Origin of the sequence: Mesorhizobium sp. CA5, assembly GCF_020165105.1 — a bacterium.
GTDB lineage: Bacteria > Pseudomonadota > Alphaproteobacteria > Rhizobiales > Rhizobiaceae > Mesorhizobium.
Window position 1 is genome coordinate 227004 of the sequence record NZ_JAIUHJ010000003.1, and the last position, 22674, is coordinate 249677.

18 protein-coding genes and 1 tRNA gene are annotated in these 22674 nt (G+C 63.4%); 9 read left to right on the top strand and 10 right to left on the bottom strand.

Annotated elements, in window-relative coordinates; genetic code table 11:
• Positions 1-93 precede the first annotated feature (93 nt).
• Positions 94-777, bottom strand: a complete 684-nt coding sequence (locus LB529_RS05965; RefSeq protein ID WP_224628483.1) for a Crp/Fnr family transcriptional regulator — start codon at positions 775-777, stop codon at positions 94-96.
• A gap of 576 nt (positions 778-1353) precedes the next feature.
• Between LB529_RS05965 and LB529_RS05970 the strand changes: the two genes are divergently transcribed.
• The 4 genes from LB529_RS05970 (at position 1354) to LB529_RS05985 (ending at position 6850) form a co-directional block, all read left to right on the top strand.
• Complete coding sequence (locus LB529_RS05970) at positions 1354-1662, top strand: hypothetical protein (protein WP_224710527.1); 309 nt, start codon at positions 1354-1356, stop codon at positions 1660-1662.
• A gap of 24 nt (positions 1663-1686) precedes the next feature.
• Positions 1687-5028: a S8 family serine peptidase gene (locus LB529_RS05975; RefSeq protein WP_224710528.1), complete on the top strand. Its 3342-nt coding sequence runs from the start codon at positions 1687-1689 to the stop codon at positions 5026-5028.
• Positions 5021-6544 carry an MBL fold metallo-hydrolase gene (locus tag LB529_RS05980; protein WP_224710529.1) on the top strand — a complete coding sequence of 508 codons (1524 nt, stop codon included), beginning with the start codon at positions 5021-5023 and terminating at the stop codon, positions 6542-6544. The genes LB529_RS05975 and LB529_RS05980 overlap by 8 nt, the downstream gene beginning before the upstream one ends.
• Before the next feature lie 135 nt (positions 6545-6679).
• Positions 6680-6850 carry a hypothetical protein gene (locus tag LB529_RS05985; RefSeq protein WP_224532243.1) on the top strand — a complete coding sequence of 57 codons (171 nt, stop codon included), beginning with the start codon at positions 6680-6682 and terminating at the stop codon, positions 6848-6850.
• A 70-nt stretch (positions 6851-6920) separates the two neighbouring features.
• Here LB529_RS05985 and LB529_RS05990 read toward each other — a convergent pair whose 3' ends face one another.
• The 3 genes from LB529_RS05990 to LB529_RS06000 form a co-directional block, all read right to left on the bottom strand.
• Positions 6921-8162 (bottom strand): acyltransferase family protein, encoded by a 1242-nt coding sequence (locus tag LB529_RS05990; RefSeq protein ID WP_224710530.1) that lies wholly within the window; start codon positions 8160-8162, stop codon positions 6921-6923.
• A 65-nt stretch (positions 8163-8227) separates the two neighbouring features.
• Positions 8228-8302 (bottom strand) — tRNA-Val (locus LB529_RS05995).
• Between the two features lie 119 nt (positions 8303-8421).
• Positions 8422-9102, bottom strand: coding sequence for a phosphoglycolate phosphatase (locus LB529_RS06000; RefSeq protein WP_224604784.1), 681 nt, complete (start codon positions 9100-9102; stop codon positions 8422-8424).
• Between the two features lie 160 nt (positions 9103-9262).
• Here LB529_RS06000 and rpiA point away from each other — a divergent pair, with 160 nt between their 5' ends.
• The 3 genes from rpiA to gor all read left to right on the top strand — a co-directional run bounded on the left by rpiA (position 9263) and on the right by gor (position 12087).
• Positions 9263-9958: a ribose-5-phosphate isomerase RpiA gene (gene rpiA, locus LB529_RS06005; protein ID WP_140636648.1), complete on the top strand. Its 696-nt coding sequence runs from the start codon at positions 9263-9265 to the stop codon at positions 9956-9958.
• A 21-nt stretch (positions 9959-9979) separates the two neighbouring features.
• Positions 9980-10579: a DUF2059 domain-containing protein gene (locus LB529_RS06010; protein WP_095765420.1), complete on the top strand. Its 600-nt coding sequence runs from the start codon at positions 9980-9982 to the stop codon at positions 10577-10579.
• A gap of 119 nt (positions 10580-10698) precedes the next feature.
• On the top strand, positions 10699-12087 hold the full coding sequence (gene gor / locus LB529_RS06015) for a glutathione-disulfide reductase (RefSeq protein ID WP_224710531.1): 1389 nt from the start codon (positions 10699-10701) through the stop codon (positions 12085-12087).
• Positions 12088-12141: 54 nt separating this feature from the next.
• Here gor and mgtE read toward each other — a convergent pair whose 3' ends face one another.
• The 4 genes from mgtE to LB529_RS06035 form a co-directional block, all read right to left on the bottom strand.
• Positions 12142-13506, bottom strand: a complete 1365-nt coding sequence (gene mgtE, locus LB529_RS06020) for a magnesium transporter (protein WP_224710532.1) — start codon at positions 13504-13506, stop codon at positions 12142-12144.
• A 280-nt stretch (positions 13507-13786) separates the two neighbouring features.
• On the bottom strand, positions 13787-15676 hold the full coding sequence (locus tag LB529_RS06025; protein ID WP_176476918.1) for an ABC transporter ATP-binding protein/permease: 1890 nt from the start codon (positions 15674-15676) through the stop codon (positions 13787-13789).
• Between the two features lie 678 nt (positions 15677-16354).
• Positions 16355-17035, bottom strand: coding sequence for a DsbA family oxidoreductase (locus LB529_RS06030; RefSeq protein WP_140843327.1), 681 nt, complete (start codon positions 17033-17035; stop codon positions 16355-16357).
• A 38-nt stretch (positions 17036-17073) separates the two neighbouring features.
• Positions 17074-18894, bottom strand: coding sequence for an extracellular solute-binding protein (locus LB529_RS06035; protein WP_224710533.1), 1821 nt, complete (start codon positions 18892-18894; stop codon positions 17074-17076).
• A gap of 293 nt (positions 18895-19187) precedes the next feature.
• Here LB529_RS06035 and LB529_RS06040 point away from each other — a divergent pair, with 293 nt between their 5' ends.
• The gene (locus LB529_RS06040) at positions 19188-19808 is read left to right on the top strand and encodes an invasion associated locus B family protein (RefSeq protein ID WP_095765425.1); all 621 of its coding nucleotides are present in this window, start codon (positions 19188-19190) and stop codon (positions 19806-19808) included.
• Positions 19809-19905: 97 nt separating this feature from the next.
• Here LB529_RS06040 and hspQ read toward each other — a convergent pair whose 3' ends face one another.
• Together hspQ and LB529_RS06050 are read right to left on the bottom strand one after the other, a co-directional pair.
• Positions 19906-20229: a heat shock protein HspQ gene (gene hspQ / locus LB529_RS06045; protein ID WP_040983419.1), complete on the bottom strand. Its 324-nt coding sequence runs from the start codon at positions 20227-20229 to the stop codon at positions 19906-19908.
• Between the two features lie 239 nt (positions 20230-20468).
• On the bottom strand, positions 20469-21680 hold the full coding sequence (locus tag LB529_RS06050) for a UbiH/UbiF family hydroxylase (RefSeq protein WP_224710534.1): 1212 nt from the start codon (positions 21678-21680) through the stop codon (positions 20469-20471).
• A 101-nt stretch (positions 21681-21781) separates the two neighbouring features.
• Here LB529_RS06050 and LB529_RS06055 point away from each other — a divergent pair, with 101 nt between their 5' ends.
• The gene (locus LB529_RS06055; protein ID WP_224604756.1) at positions 21782-22672 is read left to right on the top strand and encodes a DUF2182 domain-containing protein; all 891 of its coding nucleotides are present in this window, start codon (positions 21782-21784) and stop codon (positions 22670-22672) included.
• Positions 22673-22674 lie beyond the last annotated feature (2 nt).

A 22674-nucleotide genomic window follows, 5' to 3' on the forward strand; every position in this document is an offset into this window, starting at 1 on the left:
TCGAAAGCGACGAACCAGCGGAGCAATGGCGAAGCTTCCGAGCGGACTATGGCGAAGGCGCCGCGCGGGCTACGGCGAAGTCGCCGAGCCTGCTCAGTCGTCGTCCTGCGATTCGGCGATGTGGTTCAGCGCGGCGGCGTTGGTGATGCGCAGGCCGCCGCGCTTGATGGCGATCATGTGCCGGCTGCGCCAGTCGTTCAGCGTCTTGTTGACGGATTCGCGCGTAGCGCCGAGGAATTCGCCGAGCTCCGACTGCGAAATCGGAATCCAGCCGGCGGCGTCTGCCATCACGCCGCTCAGGAACACCAGCCGCTTTGCCAGCCTGGCCTCGATACCGAAAAAGGCCTGGTCGCCCAGCTCGCCGCTGACCCAGCGCAGCCGCGTGCACAGCAATTCGATCATCGCGCGGGCCAGAGACGGGTTTTTCTCAATGCGATCAAAGAGTTGTGTCCGGCTCAGCGAAACCAGCTCGCATGCCGTTAGGCAGATGGCGGTCGCCGTGCGCGGGCGCCCATCCAGGGCTCCGATCTCGCCTACGAGGCTGCGCGACAGCTCGATATTGGCCACCAGCTTTTGCCCACCGGGCGAATAGATCGAAATCTCGACGGTTCCGCTCATCACGCCGTAGATGCGGTCGGAAGCGTCCTCCTGGACGAACAAATGCTGGCCCGCGGCATAGCGCTCAAGTTTGCAGCCGCCGAACAACAGATCGAAGTGGCGCGGGTCGATGCGCGCCAGGCGCGGCAGGTTCCTGTCGTCCGCGCCGTTTGTAGCCATGATACGATTCCGCCTCTCGTTAGACGGAAATTGTAGGATAAGTGCGTGCTCGATCAAAGCGTCGTCTCCTTCTGTGGTGGCTGACCGAAATCGGCAGGTGGCGGACAGACGTTCCAGGTCACGCGTCACACGCCGAAATTGGATAAGCCGGCAAACTGTAAGGAGACCGGGCGCACTGGCGGTTGCGGGCCGATCTTGGAAACGCCATCCGCGCGCTTGGGTGGGAGGTGCCCATGCGCGCAGACGGCAAACCTGAAAATGGCTAGGTGATCGAAATTTCTCCTCGAGAACCGCATCCATATCGCAGTCCGGCAGCAGCTTCGGACGCCGTAGTCAGCTCGGGCCGTCGATGCCGCCGTTGCAAGATCTGAGCGCAAGCCCTGTCCGGCGTATGTGAAGGCGCTCACAGATATACGCATCTGGCGGACCGATGGTTATTTTAGAAGTGTATGGTCTTTGCTTTGCAACCGGCACGATTGCCTAGTCGGCAAAGAGATCAACCGAAGTATGGCTGGAACCTTGTCTTGACTGCAGGTGACGGTCGGCCTCATGGTTCATTTTGGGGAGGGGCAGGCCATGGCAGCCGCGAAGGGACTCCTTGTAAAGGTTCGCGGCGACGGCGCGGGGCTCTCGGTCCGAGGCGGGCCGCCCCGGATTGGCGGCATCGAAGCCGAGCCGATCCTCTCTCTGCCTGCCGACGCAAGTGCCGGCACGGCCGCGGCCGGGGATCGCGGCGCCACCTGGTTGCGGTTGGCCACGGACGCCGCCGATACAGACAACCCCTGGGACCATGCCCACGATCTTGTCGCCCGGAACCCGGCGCTGGCGGCCGCGGGAGCCGAGGTGCTCGCAATCGAGCCCGATATCGTGCAGCAGTGGGATTAAAAGGACAGCGGCGGCGATCGCGGCATGGCGGCAAGCGCAGCTCCGGTCTGTGCATTCGACGATCAGGACCCGCAGGGCGGACAGGCGGTGGTCGCGGGGCGCATCGCCTGGAATGCCGCGCCGGACTTCAGCCAGTTCGCGGCGGCGCGCGAGAAGGTAGGCGCCAAGCAGGCCAACATCACCATCGCCCATCTCGATACCGGTTTCGATCCGGGCCATCAGACCATTCCCGCCGCGCTTCTTACAGCGCAGCAGCGCAATTTCGTCGACGACGGGACGGGTCCGAACAACGCGACCGACCACGCTCCGGCCGGCACGCTGACCAGCAATCGCGGCCATGGAACCGGCACGCTCAGCCTGCTTGCCGGCAACAAGCTCGACGGCTCCTCGCCGCACTGGCCGGGCTTCAACGATTTCGTCGGCGGTGCGCCACTGGCGAAAATCCTGCCGGTGCGCATCGCCGACTGGGTGGTGCGGCTGACCACCGGCACCATGGTGCAAGGCATCGACTATGCACGCAAGCAGGGCGCGCAAGTGTTGTCGATGAGCATGGGCGGCCTCGCCTCGCAGGCGCTGGTCGACGCCGTCAACCTTGCCTACGACCACGGTGTGGTCATGGTCACGGCGGCCGGCAACAATTTCACCATCACGCCGCGCAGCATCGTCTATCCCGCGCGCTACAATCGGGTGCTTGCGGCCTGCGGCGTGATGGGCGACGGGCGCGCCTATGCCGGACTCTCCTTCGGCACCATGCAGGGCAATTACGGGCCGCCTTCGAAAATGGATACGGCGCTCGGCGCCTACACGCCGAATGTGCCCTGGGCCGAGATCGATTGTCGCAAGGTGGTCGACATGGACGGCAGCGGCACCTCCGCCGCGACCCCGCAGGTCGCGGCCGCGGCCGCTCTCTGGCTCGCCGAGCACTGGGACGTGGTGAAGAATTACCCTCAGCCCTGGATGCGTGTCGAAGCCGTACGCAAGGCCTTCTTCGCGAAAGCCTTGAAGTCGACCGCCAAGATGAATGCGGCGGAGACGAAGGAGAAGATCGGGCAGGGCGTCTTGCGGGCCTTCGATGCGCTGGGCTTCCCTCCGCCGGCGGCAAACAGCCTGACCAAGCTCGCTCGAGCCACCTATACGTGGAGCTGGCTGGACCTTTTGACCGGAGGGAATTCGTTGGCGGCGCCACCACCGGCGACGCTTCGGCAGCGAACGATGTTCGCGCTGGAACTGATGCAGATGGCGCAAACCACGGCGGCAGTCGACCAGGCGATCGCCGACCCGGATGGCGATCCGGACAAGGTTTCGGCCGCGGCGCGCAACCGCTACCTGGAGGCGGCGCTCGACCAGGGCAATCCGTCGAAGCCGTTGAAGGCCTTTCTGGAAGGATGGCTGGGCCGGCCAGGCGCCAGCGTAGCGGTTCCGGCGCCAGTCATGGGCCCGGCACCGGCCATTAGGCGCAAGCCGCGGCCGCTGCCGCCGCCGCAACGGCGCCTGCGCATCTACGCGCTCGACCCGTCGGTGGCGAAACGGCTGGATTCGGTTTCGGTCTACCAGGCGACGCTTTCGGTGCCGTGGGACGACGAGCCTGCGACCGACAGGCCGTTGCTGCCCGGTCCGATCGGCGAATATCTCGAGGTGGTCGATGTCGACCCCGCGTCCGACCGCGTCTACGATCCGGTCGACCTCAACGACAAGGTGCTGCTGGCGCAGGACGGCCTGCCGCCTTCGGAGGGCAATCCGAAATTCCACCAGCAGATGGTCTACGCGGTGGCCATGACCACGATCGGCCATTTCGAGCGCGCTCTCGGCCGTCGGGCGTTGTGGGCGCCGCATTACGCAGCGGCTCCCGGCCGCACCGGCGATATGACGGTGAAGGCGCATTACGTGCCGCGCCTGCGCATTTATCCGCATGCGTTGCGCGCCGAGAATGCCTATTACAGCCCGGAAAAGAAGGCGCTGCTGTTCGGCTATTTCCCGGCGACCAGCAATCAGGGCGATGTCACCACGCCCGGAACGACGGTGTTCTCGTGCTTGTCCAGCGACATCGTCGCGCATGAGATGTCGCATGCGCTGCTCGACGGGCTGCATCGTCGCTTCCAGGAAGCGTCCAACCCGGATGTGCCGGCCTTCCACGAGGCCTTTGCCGATATCGTCGCGCTGTTCCAGCATTTCACGCTGAAGGAACTGGTCGGCTTCGAGATCGGCAAGGCGAGGGGGGAATTGTCGGCCGCGTCGCTGCTTTCCGGTATCGCCAAGCAGTTCGGCGAAGGCAGCGGCCGGGCTGGGCCGTTGCGCGAATATGGCGGCGCCGGCATGGCCGACCTCGACTACGACAAGACCTTTGAGGCGCATGATCGTGGCTCGATCCTGGTTTTCGCTGTCTACCAGGCCTTTCTTGCCATCGCCGACCGACGGACCGACGACCTGATCCAGCTTGCCACCGGCGGCTCCGGCATCCTGCCGGCGGGCACCTTGGATCCGAGCCTGGTCGAGCGCCTCACCGACGAGGTCGCCAAGACCGCCACGCAGATGCTGACCATGTGCATCCGCGCGCTCGACTATTGCCCTTCCGTCGACATCACCTTCGGCGAATATCTGCGCGCCCTTATCACTGCCGACCGCGACGCCTATCCCGACGATCCGCTCCACTATCGCCTCGCCTTCCTGGAATCCTTCCGTAAATGGAAGCTGTTGCCGCGCGACGTTCGCACCATCTCGGAGGAGACGCTGGCCTGGAGCGCGCCGGAGGATCCGTCGCCGGTTTGGCTGAAGGGCCTGCTCGGCAAGATCGACCTCGGCTGGAACCAGAAATTGAAGCGGGCCGAGATCTTCGCGCTCAACGACAAGAACCGCTATGCGCTGTGGAAGGCGATGCACAAGGCCTTCGCCTCCGATCCGGACCTCTACAAGCAGTTCGGCCTGCTGCCCGACCTGCCGCGCTACAATGAGGACGGCACGGTCAAGCATGCGCCCAAGAAAGGCGAGACGACCTTCGACATCTACAGCGTGCGCCCGACGCGCCGCGTCGAGCCGGACGGCTCGTTCCGCGTGGAAGTCGTGGCGGTCATCCAGCAGCGCATTCCGGTCGCGCTGGACGGCACGGCGATGCCGCAAGGCATGGCCAAGGGCGACAGCTTCTTCTGGTTCCGCGGCGGCGCCACGATCATCATTGATCCGCGCGATGGCTTCGAGGAAATCCGCTACTCGATCATCAAGAACACCGGCAGCGCGGACCGGCAGAAGCGTCAGGCCGGGACGATGGCCGCCAATTATCTCTCGCCGCTGCGAGCGCTCTATTTCGGCGGCGAAGTATCGGAGCCTTTTGCGTTGCTGCATGCCAGCGACGGAGACGACGACCATGTCTAGAAAACCGGCGGCAAGAACAAGGCCGGCAAAATCGGCTCCCGCGGCGACGCCGGCATCGGGCATCACCGTCAGGCATTACTGCCAGGGCATCGGCGACTGCCACTTGCTGACGTTCAAGAAGCCGGACGGCAAGCCGTTCCGCATTCTCATCGATTGCGGCATTCATGTCTCGATCAAGAGTGGCTCGGCGCTGGTCTCCGACATCGTCGCCGACCTCAAGAAGGAGACCGGCGGCAAGATCGACATCCTCGTCGTCACCCACGAACACTGGGACCATGTCTCCGGCTTCCTGACCGCGAAGGACCTCTTCAAGGATTTTGTCATTGGCGACGTCTGGATGGCCTGGACCGAAAATCCAGCCGACGCGGAGGCCGCGGAGCTCGACAAGTTCAAGGGCCAGGCGATCGCCGCGCTGCAAGGCGTGGGTCAGAAGCTCGACGCAATTCAGGGGCTTAGCGCCTACATGGCCGGCATCCGCGACGACCTGCAGTCCGTGCTCGGCTTCCAGTTCGGCGCCGCCGGCGAGCGGGTGCGCTCGGCCCGCGACTCAGCGGCAAAGCTGTCGCAAAAACCGTCGCCGACCTATTTCGAGCCCGGGGGACCGCCGGTGACGATCGACGCATTGCCCAACCTGCGCGTTTATGTGCTCGGCCCGCCGCGCGACAAGGCGGCGCTTCGCCTCGAGGAAAAGGCGAGCGAGATGTTTCCGCTGGCCAGCGGCGGTCCGTACGCGCGGGCGCTGGCGAGCGGCCTCAAGATCAACGAGGCGGCCGATGCCGGTTACGTCGACGAGCTCAGTCCGTTCGAGCGCAATGTCGGCACGCCGCTCTCCGCGGCGCTCGCCGGCGACAAGGGGAGCGACCCGGCCATCGATATCGCCGCCTATGTGCGCAAGCATTATTCCGGGCCGGTTTCGGCCGCGGCATCCATGGAAGACCGCGACCAGTCCTGGCGGCGCATCGACGCCGACTGGATGGGGATCGCCGCCGATCTGGCCTTGCAGCTCGACCGCGGCGTAAACAACACCAGCCTGGTGCTTGCCTTCGAGTTCATCGATAGCGGCCGGGTGTTGCTGTTCCCCGGCGACGCCCAGATCGGCAACTGGCTAAGCTGGAAGGACCTGAAATGGCCCGTGGGGCAGGGCACCGTCACATCGGCCGATCTTCTGGCGCGCACCGTCTATCTCAAGGTCGCGCATCACGGCAGCCAGAACGCCACGCCGCAGAAACAGGGTTTCGATCTGCTGACGAGCTCGGATCTGTCGGCCTTCATCCCGACCAACAAGGTTGATGCGCTGAAAGTGCACTGGGGCGAGATGCCCTATGACGGCATCCTGACCGCGCTCGAGACAAAGACCAAGGGCCGCGTCATCCGCGCCGATGATCCTTGGCTGGCGGACAAGAACGGAAAGCCGGCCTTTGCCGCGCCGTCCGGTTCGATCCAGGCGGTGCGCAGCGCGCCACGCGATCCTGCGCGCGGACCGGGCGGGCTGTGGGTGGAAGTGGATCTGGTTTAGGACCACCGAAACGCCGCCGCGCGGCAGGCGCCGATCAGTCCGGCTTCAAGGCCGATTGCGAAAAATCGAAAACCGCTCTATGGAGCGAGCGGCTGAATGAGGGCGGCCACTCAACACATTGCACAAGGTCGCCCCATGCCCGATCAATTCTCGCGCGTCATCGCCTTCCTTGCCGTGGTCACGGCCCTGCTGTTTGCCGGGCTGCATTTCCATCAAGGACACATCATCGCCACGCTCTATTTCATGACCGGCGCCGTATTGGTGACAGCGGTGACGCATATGAATGTGCGCAGAGGGCTGATCTAGAATCCGGTTGTCGGGCCATCCAAGCAGGTCGAATAGACGGTGCGTGGATTGAAACTGAGACCTTCTGTGTTCACCCACGCTGGACGGCGGCGGGCTGAAGCTTCGAGCGGAGGCGCCATGCCATTGCGTGGCCCAATCGAACGCCTGGACGTTCGACTGCCGTATGCTGCATGTGAGCCAGCGGAGTGATGACGAGGACCGAAAAGGCAAACGAGGCGAGTGCCAGTGTGAAAGGAGAAACTCCTGCATTGACGGCCTTTGCGAGTAGCTCAGGCATGTTCCAAAGAGCGATCAGCACCAATGGGTGCAACAAGTAGAAGCTGAAAGAGATGCGGCCGAAATACCTGGCCACAGCCATCAGACGACCTTTCCGCAACGGAACGCCATAGGCGATCAACGCCGAGATAAAACCCGCGAAAGCCGTCTCGAAAATCACGGACCAGTTGGACCACCATCCAAGCAAGGGGCGCGAGAGTGCGAACCCGGCGACCGCGAGGGCGAGCGACAGGGCCGGACGAGGAAGGCGAGCGACTATCTTCCTTCCATAGGCACAAGCGATCATTCCGGACACGAAGGAGTAGAAGTTCCCTAACGAAACGCCCTTTCCGGGCGTTCCAGACCACTGCCCGCTGAATGACAGGCCGAGCAAGATGAGGGCGGGCAGAACCAGAGCGACAGCGCCCCATCGCCGCCAGGACCAATAGAGCAAAAAAATCAGTGGGGCCGCGATCATTTCGGTTTGGAGCGACCACATCACGCCGTTGATGTCGGTACGCAGCAACAGCGCATTGGCCATCACATTCCTGGTCGTGTAGACCTCAGCCGGCCCAAGCGACATGCCGGTCAGCAGAAACAGTCCGACGAAGATCGCGATGGTTGAAAAGATGGCAGGGTAGATGCGCAGAACGCGTCCTATGAAAAATGGGCCGGCGCTGGCCTTGAGGTCATCCGTCTGCCGACTGAGCATCATCATGAGAACGAAGCCGCTCAGGACAAAGAAAAATACGACGGCGCCGTGGCCGTTCCCGGCGATGCGGAAAGCCGCATCAAGGTAGCTTTGGCTTCGATACGAGCCCTGCACCAAAGAGACCGCTTGCCGCGTCGAAGCATAATATGTCGCCTGACCGCAATGAAAGAGCGCGACCATCAGCGCGGCGACGCCGCGAGCTGCTTCGAGGCCAGGTACGAATTCACGGCGCGAGATAGCGATATCCCCCATGTCGCTGACGTTTCCCCGCAATCTCCTCTTGATGCGCTCGGACGGCACCGGGCGGCATCCCCCGAAACCGACTGTGCCCAATTCGAGCCACATAAGCTCCATTCCCTACGCGCATTTGCGCGGAGGTCGTCATAAGAACTGTGGAAAACCAAGGGAAATGGTGGGCGATGCAGGGATTGAACCTGCGACCCCACCCGTGTGAAGGGTGTGCTCTCCCGCTGAGCTAATCGCCCGCCTTAGGCCCGTAGGCCGAAGCGAGCCGCGATATAAGGTAGGCCGGTGAGCGAAGTCAAGGCGATGTGCCGACGATCTTGGACTGAATTTCGAGGCGCGGAGGCCGACTAGCCACGGCTCAGGGCGCCGCTGCGATCAACCGCTCGGCCAGTTGCGGCGTCAGCGTGTCGAAATGCGAGATCACCAGAGTTGGCTCGAATTCGCGCACATGGCGGTCGGTGTAGCCGAAATCGACCGCGACCACCGGAATGCCGGCTGCCTTGGCGGTGTCGATGTCGGTCTGCGAATCGCCGATCATCAAGGCGTTCTCCGCATCGCCGCCCGCCAGCCGGATCGTCTCGGTGAGATGGCGCGGATCGGGTTTGCGGAAGGCGAAAGTGTCCTGGCCGCAGATCGCGGCAAAGTAGTTCGACAAGCCCAGCGCGCCGATCAGCGTCGCGGAATTGGCTTCGTATTTGTTGGTGCAGACCGCCATCAGATAGCCGGCGGCCCGGAAACGGTCGAGTGCGGCGACGACGCCGGGGTAGGGGCGCGACTTGCCGGGAATATTCAACGTGTAATGGTCGAGGAACAGCTTCAGCAGCCGGTCGTGCTCTTCCGCCATCAGCGCCTTGTTCTGCGCGGCATGCGCGCGTTCGATCATCACGCGGCCGCCATGGCCGACGAAGCGTCTGAAGCCGGCTTCGTCGACAGCTGCGAGGTCGCTCGCCGCGAGGCTGTGGTTGAGGCTGTCGAGCAGGTCGGGCGCGGTGTCGATCAGCGTTCCATCCAGGTCGAAGACGATGATCGGGCGGGTCATGAGTGGGTCCTGCGGCAATTGCGTTGCCGCAGCCGATACAGGCTGGCCCAAGTTCAAGCAAGAAGCCTCGATCGGTCCACAGAGCCTTTGAGGGCGAGCCTTTGACGGGACAGGCAAAAATGCTAGGAGGCGCGCGAAACCGGCGAAATCGGGGCTCCCCATGGATGCAAGGCAGTTGAAGGTCGAGGCCGCGCGGGCAGCGCTCGCCCATGTCGGCAGCGGCATGCGGCTCGGCATCGGCACCGGCACCACGGCTGAAGAATTCGTGCGGCTGCTGGCCGAGAAGGTTGCGACCGGCCTCAAGGTCATTGGCGTGCCGACTTCCGAGCGTACCGCAGCACTCTGCCGCGAGCTCGGTGTGCCGCTGTCTACACTGGAAGAAACGCCCGAGCTCGACCTCACCGTCGACGGCGCCGACGAGGTCGACCCGGAGCTGACCCTGATCAAGGGCGGCGGCGGCGCGCTGCTGCGCGAAAAGATCGTCGCGGCAGCGTCCGAACGCATGATCGTCATCGCCGACAAATCCAAGATGGTCGAGACACTCGGCCGGTTTCCGCTGCCGATCGAGGTCAACAAATTCGGCCTGCGCGCCACCGAGATCGCAGTACGCGCCGCCGCGGCAGGGCTAGGCCTTTCCGGCCCGGTTACATTGAGGATGACGGGAAGCCAGCCATTTGTTACAGACGGCGGCCACTTTATCCTCGATGCATCTTTTGGCCGCATTCCGGATACAAGAGCGCTGTCGAATGCTCTCTTCGCCATTCCAGGCGTTGTCGAGCACGGTCTATTCATCGGGCTGGCGTCAACGGCCATCATCGCCGGCGGCGACGGTATCGAAACCGTCCATGCAGCCTGAAACCAGGGAGTTCTACCGACTATGATTTTGCCTAAACGAGTTCGCCGCTTTTCGACGCTTCTGGCGGCCTCGGCCGTCCTTGCGCTGTCGTCACCGGTGTTTGCTCAGGACATCAGCGAATCGCATCTGAAGGCCGCGCGCGCGGCTGTCGCGGCGATCCATGCCACGGATTCGTTCGACAACATCCTGCCGCAGGCGGCCGGCGCGCTGGAATCGCAGCTCATCCAGAAAAACCCCGACATGCAGGAACTGATCGGCAAGACCGTGACCGAGAAGGCGCTTGGCATGGCCTCGCGGCGCGCCGACCTGGAAAAGGAGGCGGCCATGGCCTATGCCAAGGTGTTCTCCGAGAAGGACCTCAACGATATCGCCGCCTTCTACAGCTCCGAGGCCGGCAAGAAGCTGCTGGATAGCGGCCCCGCGGTGACGCGCGACCTCGTCAAGGCTGCCGACATCTGGCAAAATGGCGTTGCCCGCGATCTCGCCCAGCAGGTCGGTGAGACGCTTGCGGCTGCCGCCAAGGCCAAGGCGCCGGCAGCGCCGGCGCCGGCCGCCACCGCGCCCGCCGATGGTTCCGCTCCGGCGGACAATTCGGCTCCGGCTGACGATTCGCAGAACTGATCGTTGTCAATCCGCCGACAGCGGCTGGACCACAAAGCCCGGGTTCGCCCGGGCTTTTCTTTTGCCGCTTGGCAGCCTACCTCTGACCCCCGTCTTTCTCATCCGCAGGAGCCCACGCGATGGCCGCTTATGACTATGATCTGTTCGTCATCGGCGGCGGCTCCGGCGGGGTAAGGGCGGCCCGGGTGGCGGCGGCTCTCGGCAAGCGCGTGGCCATCGCTGAGGAATACCGCTTCGGCGGCACCTGCGTCATTCGCGGCTGCGTGCCGAAAAAGCTCTACGTCTATGCTTCGCAATTTCCCGAGCATTTCGCCGACGCCGCCGGCTATGGCTGGACGGTGCCCGAGGCGAGCTTCGACTGGCCGACGCTGGTCGCCAACAAGGACAAGGAGATCGCGCGGCTCGAAGCGATCTACAAGAAGAATGTCGGAGGCTCCGGCGGCGAGACCTTTCATTCACGCGCAGTGCTCGTCGACGCGCACAGCATCTATCTGGTTGCCGAGGACCGCACGGTCAGCGCCGACCAGATCCTGATCGCCACCGGCGGGCGTCCGGCGCCGCATCCGGCGCTGCCAGGCCATGAATATTGCATCTTCTCCAACGAGGCCTTCGATCTCAAGGAACTGCCGAAGGCGATCATGATCGAGGGCGGCGGCTACATCGCCGTCGAATTCGCCAACATCTTCCACGGCCTGGGCGTCGACACCACGCTGGTCTATCGCGGCCAGGAGATTCTGAGCCGCTTCGACATGGATCTGCGCCGCTCGCTGCACGAGACAATGGAGAAGAAAGGCATCAGGATTCTTTGCCACGCGGTTTCGGAATCGGTGCGCAAGACACCGGAGGGCAAGCTGGACGTGCTGCTGTCTTCCGGCCAAACGCTGACGGTCGACCAGGTGATGCTGGCGATCGGACGTCTCCCCAATACCGAGAATATGGGCCTGGAAGGCGTCGGCGTCGAACTCGGCAAGACGGGCGCGATCGTCGTGGACAAATATTCGCGCACCAATGTCGATAACATCTGGGCGATCGGCGATGTCACGCATCGCGTGCAACTCACGCCAGTGGCGATCCACGAGGCGATGTGCTTCGTCGAGACGGCCTTCAAGGACAACCCGACAGCGCCGGACCACGACACCATTCCGACGGCTGTATTCTCGCAGCCGGAAATCGGCACTGTCGGCCTGTCGGAAGACGACGCAATCGAGCGCTATGCGGATGTCGAGATCTACCGCGCATCCTTCCGTCCGATGCGCCACACGCTGTCCGGCCGCGACGAGAAGATGCTGATCAAGCTGGTGGTCGACGGCGCATCCAGGAAGGTGATCGGCGCCCATATTCTGGGCCCCGATGCCGGCGAGATGGCGCAGCTTCTCGGCATTCCGCTGAAGGCTGGCCTGACCAAGGAGGACTTCGACCGCACCATGGCCGTGCATCCGACCGCGGCCGAGGAGCTGGTGACGATGTACAAGCCGACCTATCGCGTGAAGAACGGCGAACGGGTCTGACCGGATCGTGGGATGCGACGGCCGCCGGCGATGCCGGTGGCCGTCAAGATGCTTCTACAGAAGCGTGCCGCGCAGGATCATCAGCGCCACCGAGAAGTAGATGACCAGCCCGGTGACATCGACCAGCGTGGCGACGAACGGCGCCGAAGCGCTTGCCGGGTCGAAGCCGATGCGCTTCAGCGCGAAGGGCAGCATCGATCCCGACAGCGAGCCGAAGGTGACGATGCCGACGAGCGCCGCTCCTACCGTCGCCGCGATCAGCATCCAGTGCGGGCCGTAGTCGTAGAAGCCGAAATACTGCCAGAGCGCGATGCGGCAGATGCCGACGATGCCGAGGATCGAGCCGAGCACCAGACCGGTCGGCAGCTCGCGCAAGGCCACCCGCCACCAGTCGCGCAGCCCGATCTCGCGCAGCGCCAGCGCGCGAATGACGAGCGAGGTCGCCTGCGAGCCGGAGTTGCCGCCGGAGCTCATGATCAGCGGGATGAACAGCGTCAGCACGATCGCCTTCTCCAGCTCGCCTTCGTAGCTCTGCATGGCGTTGGCCGTCAGCATCTCGCTGAGGAACAGCGCGCAAAGCCAGCCGGCGCGCTTCTGGATCATGGCGAGGAAGCTCATCTTCATATAGGGCTCGTCCAGCGCCTCCATGCCGCCGAAACGGTGCACATCCTCGGTCGTCTCCTCGATCATCGTGTCGATGATGTCGTCGATGGTGACGATGCCGAGGAGCTTGCCGTGATCGACGACCGGCAAGGCGAGCAGGTCGTATTTGGAGATTGTCTGCGCCAGGGTCTCGCGATCGGTGAGCGGCGTCACCGTCACCGGCATGCGATCGGGCGCCACCGACAGGATCGAATCCTCCGGATTGCCGGTGATCAGCCGGCGCAATCCGGTCGCCCGCAGTAAAAGATGCGTCTCCGGATCGACGATGTAGATGGCGTAGATGGTTTCGCGGCTGCGCTCGACCTTGCGGATGTAGTCGAGCGTGCGCCCAACGGTCCAGCCGGAAGGCACGCTGACGAATTCCGTCGTCATGATCGAGGCGGCGCTGCCTTCCGGATATCCCAGAATGGACAGCAGCGTCGCGCGCAGCGGCGGCGCCAAGGCGCCGAGCAACTCCGAGCGGGCCGGCTCGTCCAGCTCGCGCAGGATGTCGGCGGCGCGGTCGACCGACATGGCAGTCAGGAGCTTGCTCGCCTTCGGGCGCGGCAGGGCCTCGGCAAGCTCGGGTGCTGCTTCGAGTTCAGGCTGGTCGAAAATCTCAACCAGCCGCTCAAACGGCACGGCGCAGAGAAGCTCGATGGCTGTCTCGCGGGATTCATGGTTGAGGGCTTCAACGACGTCGGCGACGTGATCGTTGGCAAGAACACGGGCGACAGCGATTGCTTCGTCGTCCAATACGGGGGCGAATTCGTTCATGGCTCACTCCTTGCCGTCCGGCAGGACGTGAGCCGTCAGGTCACGTCAGGGCGGACGGCGGTTGCGTTCGACTGTGACTGTCGCCAGGCATGGCGGGTTGACCTTTCTGCTCGCGGGGTTCGAGTTTGAATTTGGCGAGCGGGCGCAACATAGGAGCGGTTTTTGCCGAGTCAATCGCGAAGGGCGCCGAAAAGGGACGCGGGCAGGCCGGATCGCGAGACTGTGATCGAAGACAGACCAAGCGGGACTACGGTCGCCGGTCAAGGGCTTGGTAGGACTGCTATTTCTGCTTCAGCCGGCGGAAGCGCAGCCACTTTTCCTCGACCGGCCGAGGCTGGGCGAGAATGGTGGTGAGCTCGCGCGGCAGGCTGGGCGCAAGCGGCTTCTTGGTGGCCACGCCGTCGGCAATCGAAACCACGCTGTGGTAGAACTCCTCACCGGACAGCGAGCGCGGCGCCACCGCCTCGTGCATGACGCTGATCACGGTGACGTTCGGGCAATTGTCCTTGATCGCCTGGTGGAAGGCGATCTTACCTTCGGGATCGAGCGCGCCGGTCGCTTCGTCGAGGAACAGAAGTCCCGGCTGCTGCAGGATGATGCGCGCGACCACCAGCTTCTGCTTCTGGCCGCCCGAAAGCACCTGGTCCCAGATCTTGCCCTCGCGGCTCTCGTCGGCCAGCTGCCCGATGAAGTCGCCGAGGCCGGCCTTGTGCAGGGCCGCGGCAACCTGCGTGTCGCTGTGATCGCTCTCTGAACCCGGCAGGCAGACGAGCTGCTTCAGCGAGACCTGCTGCAGCTTTACCTCCTGAGCGGCGTAGAAGCTCGTCACGCCCTCCGGGAAGACGATGGTGCCGCGGCCATATGGCCACAGGCCGTTGATAGCCTTGATCAGCGAAGTCTTGCCGCAGCCGGATTCGCCCTTGAGGAAGGTCCATTCGCCGCGGCGGAAGCGCAGATTGGCGGCGCTGAGGAAAGGCGTCGCGTCCTCGCCCTGATGCGCCAGCTCGAGCTTCTGGATGGTCAGGCCGAACACCGGGTTCTGGGTGGCGTAGCCGAAGTCGGAGCGGCCGGTCTGCTGATAGAATTCGCGCGGGTGCTGAACGTTCTCGATGGCGTCGGCGAGCTCGGTGACGCGCTGGCTGTTGGCCCTGAGCGTCGCGATCGCCGGCATCACATGGATGAACCACGAGCACTGGCTGATCAACTGGGCGACCATTTCGGAGCCGGTGATGTAGCCTTTGTAGTCGAGACGGTTGTGGATGAACGACACGAGGCCCGGGGCGTAGGCAACGATTCGGGCGCCGACGAAATTGTAGATCAGCTCGAACGACGTGTAGCTGGTGTTGACGATATTGAGTCGCCCCCACGTCTTGTCGATGTCGACATAGAGCCTGTCATGCATCGACTTTTGCACGCCCTCGCCATGCGAGGCGGCGACGTGGAAGCTGCGGCGCAGGAATGTCGTCAGTTCGCTGCGGTAGCTGCCCTCGGCCTGCTGCATGCGCACGTTGAGCCGCTCGAGCAGCCGCCCGAGCTTGACGGCGATCCAGGTGTTCAGCGGCACGTAGATGGCGACGGCGAGGAAAGCCAGCACCGCGGTGCCGTAGCCGCCGAGGAATTCCAGGCCCTTGACCTCGACCGAGGACCCGATCAGGTTTTCGCCGATGAAATAGAGCGAAGTCGCGACACCCAGCACGCCCATGGCAAGCCCGATGGCGCCGCCGGTCATGTCCTTGATGGATTCCTGGATGCGCTGGTCGATGTTGTCCGGAGCGACGATGCCGCCGGCCGCCGAGCCGTGCTGCGCATGAAAATGGGTATGGTTGCCGTCGAGCAGCGCCTGGTTGAACTGGCTGTTCAGCCAGCCCCGCCATTTGCGGTGCAAGGTCGTTGAAACGAGATTGCGCACGCCGGTGAAGCCGGCATCCTTCAGCACGACCAGCAGCACCAATATGCCGGCATTGGTCAGAATGGTCTGCAACGGGTGGGTGTTGGCCGCGTCGTGGAGGAAGGCGATCGAATTGCCCAACTCGCCCAGTGCCAAGGCGAACCAGACGCCAGCCTTGCTGGACAACGCCGTCAGCAGCGCGATGACGAATGTGAGGGTCCAGGCTTCCTTCCACCGGTCGGAGAACCAGTAGGCTCGCATCAGCCCCCAGAATGTGCGCATCGACGATACCGGCGTCAGCGACGAGGTCTTCGCCTCGTTGGATGTTTGCTCCGGTACTGTTCGTTGCGGTCTACCGACCCCAGTCACGATCCCGCCCAAACCTTTCTTAGTTTTGTTACACAGGGTAACACCAATTGATCATTTTCCATTAATTTTCTGCCAACGAATGTGAACACGGTTACTCGCCGTGGCACCAGGGCAACAGAAAGGCTGCGCCGGGCGATCGCTACTCGCGGCGATTTCATCTTGTATTTCAGTTTGCTAGAGCTGTTTTTGCCAGCCGGCGGCAAGCTTCCCTAAGGGAAGTGGAAAACACGGGTTTGTGAATGAAAAAGAGATGTCCGCAGGCCGCGATGACTACTGGCGGTGACCGGAATGACCGAAAATTTGCCGCCCGTGAGCTACTCAGGGTTTACCTGATTCGTCTTTTCCGGAGGCGCTGAAAATGGCCGGAAATGGTCTTGTCGGCAGTGTCGTATCTGTCGATGGCGATCTCGCCGCTGCCGAAACGGACATGGCCCTCCCGGCGATCAGGGCTGTTGCGGCGAGCTGACCAAGCTTGGCTACGGCAACAGCTTCTTCCTGAGCAAAGCCAAGGCGACCGCGAAACAGGAGGACAATTTTCAGGAAAGCGCGGGGCGGTCAGTTCGGCGGCTACGGATCGCACTGACTGAACATTCAGTTCGCGGTTTCGAGCTCGCCGCGCGCCTTGGCCTGGGCCACTTGGCGGATGGCGTCGGCAAGCGTGTCGGCATCCTGCGCGCCCATCACGGCGTATTTGCCTTCGAGCAGGAAGCAGGGCACGCCGGTGATGCCCATGCGCGAAGCGGTGGCGATCTCGTTGCGGACGGCCTCAACGTCGGCGTCGGTCGGCAGCAGCGTCTCGACCACCGACGCATCCATGCCGGCCTCGCCGGCGGCCGTAACCAACACGGCATGGTCGCCGATGTTCACGCCTTCCTCGAAATTCAGCTGGAAGAGGCGGCGCACCAGCCGATTCTGCACGTCTTCGCCGGCTGCGCCCGCCCAGCGGATGACGCGGTGCGCGTCGAGGGTGTTCGGCGCGACCTTGATGGCGCCAAAGGCAAAGCTGATGCCCTCGGCTTCGCCGAGCGGCTCGATGCGCGCGTGGATCTGATGGATGCGCTCCTCGCTGCCGAACTTGCCGAGCATATATTGGCGGCGGTCCATGCCGGCGGGCGGGATGGTCGGATCGAGCTGGAATGGCCGCCAGCGCACGCGCACGTCGATGTCGCTTGCAGAAGCGATGGCCTTGTCCAGCCGCTTCTGGCCGATGAAGCACCAGGGGCAGACGACATCGGACACAACATCGACGGTGATGGTGTTCTTGGCGCTCATGCTCGTCTCCTGTTTGGTCTCTGCCGGTCGGGCCTGCCTCAGTTGGGCTTTCGCCACCAGGTCGGCAGCTGGTAGCCGAATATGGGGGTCTTTTGCGGATGTTCCAGATAGCTCCAGTAAGCGACCCATTGCTGCGTGTTGTACTGCATCGGCACCATGTAGCTGCCTGAGATCAGCAGCCGGTCGAGCACGCGCACCGCGGCGACATAGTCTTCCTTGGTGCGGGCGTTCAGCATCGCGTCGATCGCGGCGTCGATCGCCGGATCGGCGACGCCGGCGAGGTTGAACGATCCTTCCGTTTTCGCGGCGACCGATCCCCAGCGGCCGACCTGCTCGCTGCCGGGCGACAGCGAATTGCTGAAGCCGCTCGTCCCGATCAGAACCTCGAAGTCGAAACGCTGCTTGCGCGACTGGATCTGGTCGCCGTCGAGGGTGCGGATGCCGACGCCGATACCGATCTTTTCCAGTGTGCGCTGATAGACGGCCGCCAGCCGCTCTTCGTCTTGCGACGAGGTCAGGATCTCGAAGCCGAACCGGTTTCCCTGCGGATCGAGCATCTTGCCGTCCTGGACGTGGAAGCCGGCGCTCTTCAACAAGTCGAAGGCGGCTTTGAGTACCTTGCGGTCCTGGCCTGAACCATCCGTCACGGGTGGGCGCCAAGTGCCGTCCATCACGTCGGGCGGCACGCGGCCGGGGTAGGGCGCAAGCAGCGCTTTTTCGCGATCGCCCGCGGGGTGGCCGAGCGCCGAAAGCTCGGAATTCTGCCAATAGCTCATGGTGCGGTTGAACTTGCCGCCGAACAGATTCTTGTTCGTCCATTCGAAATCGTAGAGCATGCCGAGCGCGCGGCGGACGACGGGATCGGCGAATTTGGGCAGCCGGGTGTTGAACAGAAAGCCGGTCACAACCGGAGGAATGCCGGTGTTGAAATACTCTTCCCTCACATCCCCCTTTCGGAAGGCTGGAAAGTCGATGTCGCGCTCACGCTTGACCGGATCGGTCTCGTCATCGAGAGCGCAAATTCCTTTCTTGAATGCTTCCGTCTTGGCGTTGGCGTTGAGAAAATACTCGATCGTGACCTGATCGAAATTGTCGAAGCCGCGCTTCGACGGAATGTCTTTGCCCCAGTAATGCGGATTCCGCTTGAAGACGATACGCTGCCCCGGCAGCACCTTGTCCACGGTGTAGGGGCCGCTGCCGATCAGCGGCTTCAGCGTGGTCTTGTCGAACGTGTCCTTGTCGAAGGCGTGCTTGGGGACAATCGGCGTCAGCGCGACGATCAGCGGGAATTCGCGATTGGCCTTGTCGTTGAAGGTGAACTTCACGCTGTGGTCGCCTGTCTTCTCCAGCTTGGCGATCATGCTCATGCGGTCGCTGTAGGGCGGGCGGCCCTTCGCGGCGAAGACGTCGTAGGTGAACAGCACGTCCTCCGGCGTCACCGGCTGGCCGTCCGACCATTTTGCGTTGGGATTGAGATGGAACTCGATGCTCTTTCGTTCCGGATCCATGTCGGCGCTATCGGCAAGCAGCCCGTAGAGGCTGAAGGGCTCGTCATAGTTTCGTTGCATCAGCGGTTCGAAGACGAGATTGCCGTAAACCGTATCGATCATCCCGCGCGCTGTGGTGCGCAAGCTTTTCAGGATAAAGGGATTGAGGTTGTCGAAGGAGCCGACGACGCAATAGGTAACGCTGCCGCCTTTCGGCGCGTCCGGATTGACGTAGTCGAAATGCTGGTAGTCGGGCGGCAGCGCCGGCTCGCCTTGCATGGCTAAGCCGTGCTTCGGCTCCGACTGTGCCGGAAGGAGCGAAAGAGCCAGAAACGAGGTCGCGGCGATCAGCCGGACGAGAACGCGGTCCATGACCGTCTCCTTGCCGGACGGCTTTGTGATTCGCCATGCACCCTAGAGCATTTCGCTATCCGATTGAATCGGCGCGCCAATGGGAATCGGGTTCCGCCGCTCCAGCGCCGATCGATGCTTGCCCTGGACATCGAACCGCGAAGAAATCGCGGAAACCGGGCTGGATTCGATGTCGCTGGCAGTGTAACACGCGCTCCGAAGTCATCCTGTTGCCTCATTTGGGCAACAGGTAGCTGGACCACACGGCACGAAGAAGCCGGTCCCCGGGATCATTTGAGAGGAAAGTGCACCATATGACGATCAACGCGTACCGCCTTTCGGTGCTGGCCGCAGGCGTGGTCGGCGTTCTGGGCGCCGGGCTTTTCACCGCCTCGGCCCAACAGCAGCCGCAGATCCCGCAGGGCTGGTTCAAGGCCTGCACCAAGCAGGAAGACGTTGACATTTGCAATGTGCAGAACATCGTCACGGCCGGCAACGGCCAGCTCGTCACCGGCGTCAGCCTGATCGAGCTCAAGGGCAAGGTGAACCGCAAGGTCTTCCAGGTCACGGTGCCGACCGGCCGCCTCGTGCCTCCCGGAATTGCGCTGCAGATCGATGCCGGCAAGGCGCAGAAGCTCGACTATGTGATCTGCTTCCCGGATCGTTGCGTGGCGGAAGTGCCGCTGAGCGACCAGCTCGTCGCTTCCTTCAAGAAGGGGCAGGGCATCACGCTCACCTCGATCAACTTCCAGAACCAGCCGAACCCGATCAAGATCGCGCTCACCGGCTTCAGCGGCGCCTATGACGGCCCGCCGCTGCAGCAGTCGGACATCGAGGACCGGCAGAAAAAGCTGCAGGACTTCGTCGCCAAGAACAATCAGGACTTCGCCAAGAAGCTCAAGGACGAGCAGGACAAGGCCAAGACCGCGAACTGATCGCGCGAGCGCGTTTCTCGGAAACAAAAGCGGGGCAAATGCCCCGCTTTTTTTTATTGCCCCGCGCCGCGCGCCCTAGGCAACGTTCGTTAGCGCTTCAGTGCTTCGACTGGCGCTTCGGCTCGTAGCGGCCGTCCGGCAGCTTGTCGAACATCTCGCCGATCTGTGGATGCCGCACCGGCTCGCCCGACCGGTCCTCGAGCAGGTTCTGCTCGGACACATAGGCGATGTACTCAGTCTCTGAATTTTCCGCCAGAAGATGGTAGAAAGGCTGGTCCTTGCGCGGACGCACGTCAGCCGGAATAGCCTCGTACCATTCCTCTGTGTTGGCGAATTCGGGATCGACGTCGAAGATCACGCCGCGGAATGGAAACAGCCTGTGGCGAACCACTTGCCCGATCGAGAATTTGGCCGTTTTCATCACATTCACCACTTAGGGTCCGAGGCGCCTGTCGTGGCTGCGCGCAAGGCGCCTAAGGCCTTGAATTTACACATCACCCGGCCAAAAATCGACCCCGACTTTCGGCTGGTGCCTATTTGGCGCAGACGCGGCCGCAGTTCAATAGCCAACTGCTTGATGTTGGCTGAAGCAACGGGTTAGCCCGCACGGGAGTTCTCCCGCCTGAGCGAAAAAAATCCGGCATCATCGGCCTTGGAATACTACCGGCCGACCTCTTTTCTTAGGCCGCCGGCAATGGCGCGAAAGCCGCTGCCCGGCCGCAGCCCCTCGCGCATGAAGAAGGCGCGCAGCGGCGCGAAGCCGCCAAGCGCACTAAGGCCGGCGCTGCGCGCCAGCTGCGCCGGCAGCATGTCGGACAAGAGCGACATGTTGAGCAGGTTCACGGCGCCGCTGCGCGCCCAAATGTCAGGCCGGCGCCTCGTGTCATAGGCAGCAAGGCTTCGGCGCGATCCTGGATCATTGCCGTTTTCACTCGCGATTCCAATCAGATCGTCGATGTCCCTAACGCCGAGGTTGAGACCTTGCGCGCCGATCGGCGGAAACACATGCGCTGCCTCGCCGACCAGGGCCACGCGGTTTTGCGCGAAGCGACCGGGCGAAGCGGCCGACAAAGGATAGACCTGGCGGCCCGGCTCGACAGAGACCCGGCCAAGCATCGATTGCATCTGCTCCTCGATACGCCCCGACAAGGTTGCATCGTCGAGCGCGGCAAGCTCCCGCGCGGTCTCCGGCCTCACCACCCACACAAGGCTCGAGCGCCTGCCGGGCAGCGGCACCTGCGTGAACGGCCCTGTCTCGGTATGGAACTCGGTTGAAACGAAGCCGTGCTCGCTGCGGTGGCCGAAATTGAGCACAAGCGCCGACTGCGGATAGGGACGCGCAAAGGCGCGAATGCCGGCGGCTTCCCGCGCCAGCGACAGGCGTCCGTCGGCGGCGACAGCAAGCGATGCTGAGAGTTCGCTGCCGTCGGCCAGCCGGGCATGGGCCCGATCGGCGTCCAGGCGCCATGACTCGACGGTGGATTTCAGCCAGTGAATGCCATCATGAGCTGAAACCGCCTTGGCAAGAATGGTGATCAGGGCCTTGTTCGGCAGATTGAGCCCGAATTGTTCCTCGCCGATCTCACTGGCGTGGAAGGTCACGGTTGGACTGCGGATCAGCCGCCGTGTGGCATCGACGATGCGCATCACCTTGAGCGCCGCGGCCTGCGGCCTCAGTTCGGCAAGGATGCCCAGTCGTTCAAGGACTTTCAGGGCGGGGTTCATGAGGGCGGTGGTGCGGCCGTCGGCGGTGTTGGCCTCAGGGCCGACCAGCGTCACTTCGAAGCCGGCCTCGGCGAAGCCGAGCGCGGCGATCAAACCGGCCGGACCGCTGCCGGCAACCAGGATGCGGGCTTTGTCGTTGTGCTCCACGCCAGGCTTCCACAATGCGAGGCGACCCGTCGGGCCTTTGTCCGGATATAGGGCAGATTGGCCGGCTTGATCAACGCGGCGATTCAGCCCATTCGATTGCCATGAGCGGCGAGCAGCATGATTTCAGCCATCTCGACCGCGCCGGCCGCGCCACGGCTGGCGTGGCGCGCAGCCCGCGCCTCGCAGTCATGCTCACGATCGGCATCGGCATCGCCCTTGCGTGGTTGCTTCTCGGCGCGATGGCGATACGCGGCGCTGAAGGCAGCCCCGTCGGCGCCCCCGGCGATATGCTGCTGAAAAATCTGCCGGGCCTGCCGTTGCCGGATTTTCTCGACCGGTTCTTCGCTCTTTGCCTCGCGCCGGCGCCGCTTGCCGGCCTGGCCGGCCTGCAAGCGGCGGCGCTTGTGCTGATGTGGTTCCTGATGGCCGTGGCGACGATGTTGCCTTCGGCGGCGCCGCTGATCCGCACCTATTGCGAAATCGCCGACACGGCGAGGATCAAAGGCGAACCAGTCGTTCATCCGTTGGTGCTTGTCGCCGGATACCTCGCCACATGGCTCGGCGCATCCGTGGGTTTCAGCGTGCTGACGCTCGCGGTGTACGCATTTGCCGGTTCCGGCCGGATGCTCGACCCCGCCGTCGGGCTTGCCGGCGCTATCGCGCTGCTTGTCGCCGGCCTCTATCAATTCAGCGGCCTGAAACAGGCATGCCTGGAAAAGTGCCGCAATCCGTTCTCGATCCTGTTCGCCAGGTGGAGCGCGAAACCAGGCCGCATCTTCCGGCTCGGCCTGGAACAGGGCGTCTGGTGCCTCGGTTGCTGCTGGGCGCTGATGCTGGTGATGTTTGCGGTCGGGGCGATGAACGTCTTCTGGATGGCACTGATCGGCCTGTTCACGCTGATCGAAAGACAGACCGCCGGCAGGGTGGCCAGCCGTGTTGCCGGTGCGATACTGCTTGTGTGGGCGGCTGCCCTGCTATTAGTTTCGGCGTGAGG

Bases quoted from the DNA above. Each gene is read 5' to 3' on its own strand.
- LB529_RS05965 (WP_224628483.1), bottom strand. From the start codon at position 777: ATGGCTACAAACGGCGCGGACGACAGGAACCTGCCGCGCCTGGCGCGC.
- LB529_RS06010 (WP_095765420.1), top strand. From the start codon at position 9,980: ATGATTTTGCCTAAACGAGTTCGCCGCTTTTCGACGCTTCTGGCGGCC.
- hspQ (WP_040983419.1), bottom strand. From the start codon at position 20,229: ATGAAAACGGCCAAATTCTCGATCGGGCAAGTGGTTCGCCACAGGCTG.
- LB529_RS06025 (WP_176476918.1), bottom strand. From the start codon at position 15,676: ATGCGCACATTCTGGGGGCTGATGCGAGCCTACTGGTTCTCCGACCGG.
- gor (WP_224710531.1), top strand. From the start codon at position 10,699: ATGGCCGCTTATGACTATGATCTGTTCGTCATCGGCGGCGGCTCCGGC.
- LB529_RS06040 (WP_095765425.1), top strand. From the start codon at position 19,188: ATGACGATCAACGCGTACCGCCTTTCGGTGCTGGCCGCAGGCGTGGTC.
- LB529_RS06000 (WP_224604784.1), bottom strand. From the start codon at position 9,102: ATGACCCGCCCGATCATCGTCTTCGACCTGGATGGAACGCTGATCGAC.
- LB529_RS06030 (WP_140843327.1), bottom strand. From the start codon at position 17,035: ATGAGCGCCAAGAACACCATCACCGTCGATGTTGTGTCCGATGTCGTC.
- rpiA (WP_140636648.1), top strand. From the start codon at position 9,263: ATGGATGCAAGGCAGTTGAAGGTCGAGGCCGCGCGGGCAGCGCTCGCC.
- LB529_RS05980 (WP_224710529.1), top strand. From the start codon at position 5,021: ATGTCTAGAAAACCGGCGGCAAGAACAAGGCCGGCAAAATCGGCTCCC.
- LB529_RS05970 (WP_224710527.1), top strand. From the start codon at position 1,354: ATGGCAGCCGCGAAGGGACTCCTTGTAAAGGTTCGCGGCGACGGCGCG.
- LB529_RS05990 (WP_224710530.1), bottom strand. From the start codon at position 8,162: ATGTGGCTCGAATTGGGCACAGTCGGTTTCGGGGGATGCCGCCCGGTG.
- LB529_RS06055 (WP_224604756.1), top strand. From the start codon at position 21,782: ATGAGCGGCGAGCAGCATGATTTCAGCCATCTCGACCGCGCCGGCCGC.
- LB529_RS05985 (WP_224532243.1), top strand. From the start codon at position 6,680: ATGCCCGATCAATTCTCGCGCGTCATCGCCTTCCTTGCCGTGGTCACG.
- LB529_RS05975 (WP_224710528.1), top strand. From the start codon at position 1,687: ATGGCGGCAAGCGCAGCTCCGGTCTGTGCATTCGACGATCAGGACCCG.
- LB529_RS06035 (WP_224710533.1), bottom strand. From the start codon at position 18,894: ATGGACCGCGTTCTCGTCCGGCTGATCGCCGCGACCTCGTTTCTGGCT.
- mgtE (WP_224710532.1), bottom strand. From the start codon at position 13,506: ATGAACGAATTCGCCCCCGTATTGGACGACGAAGCAATCGCTGTCGCC.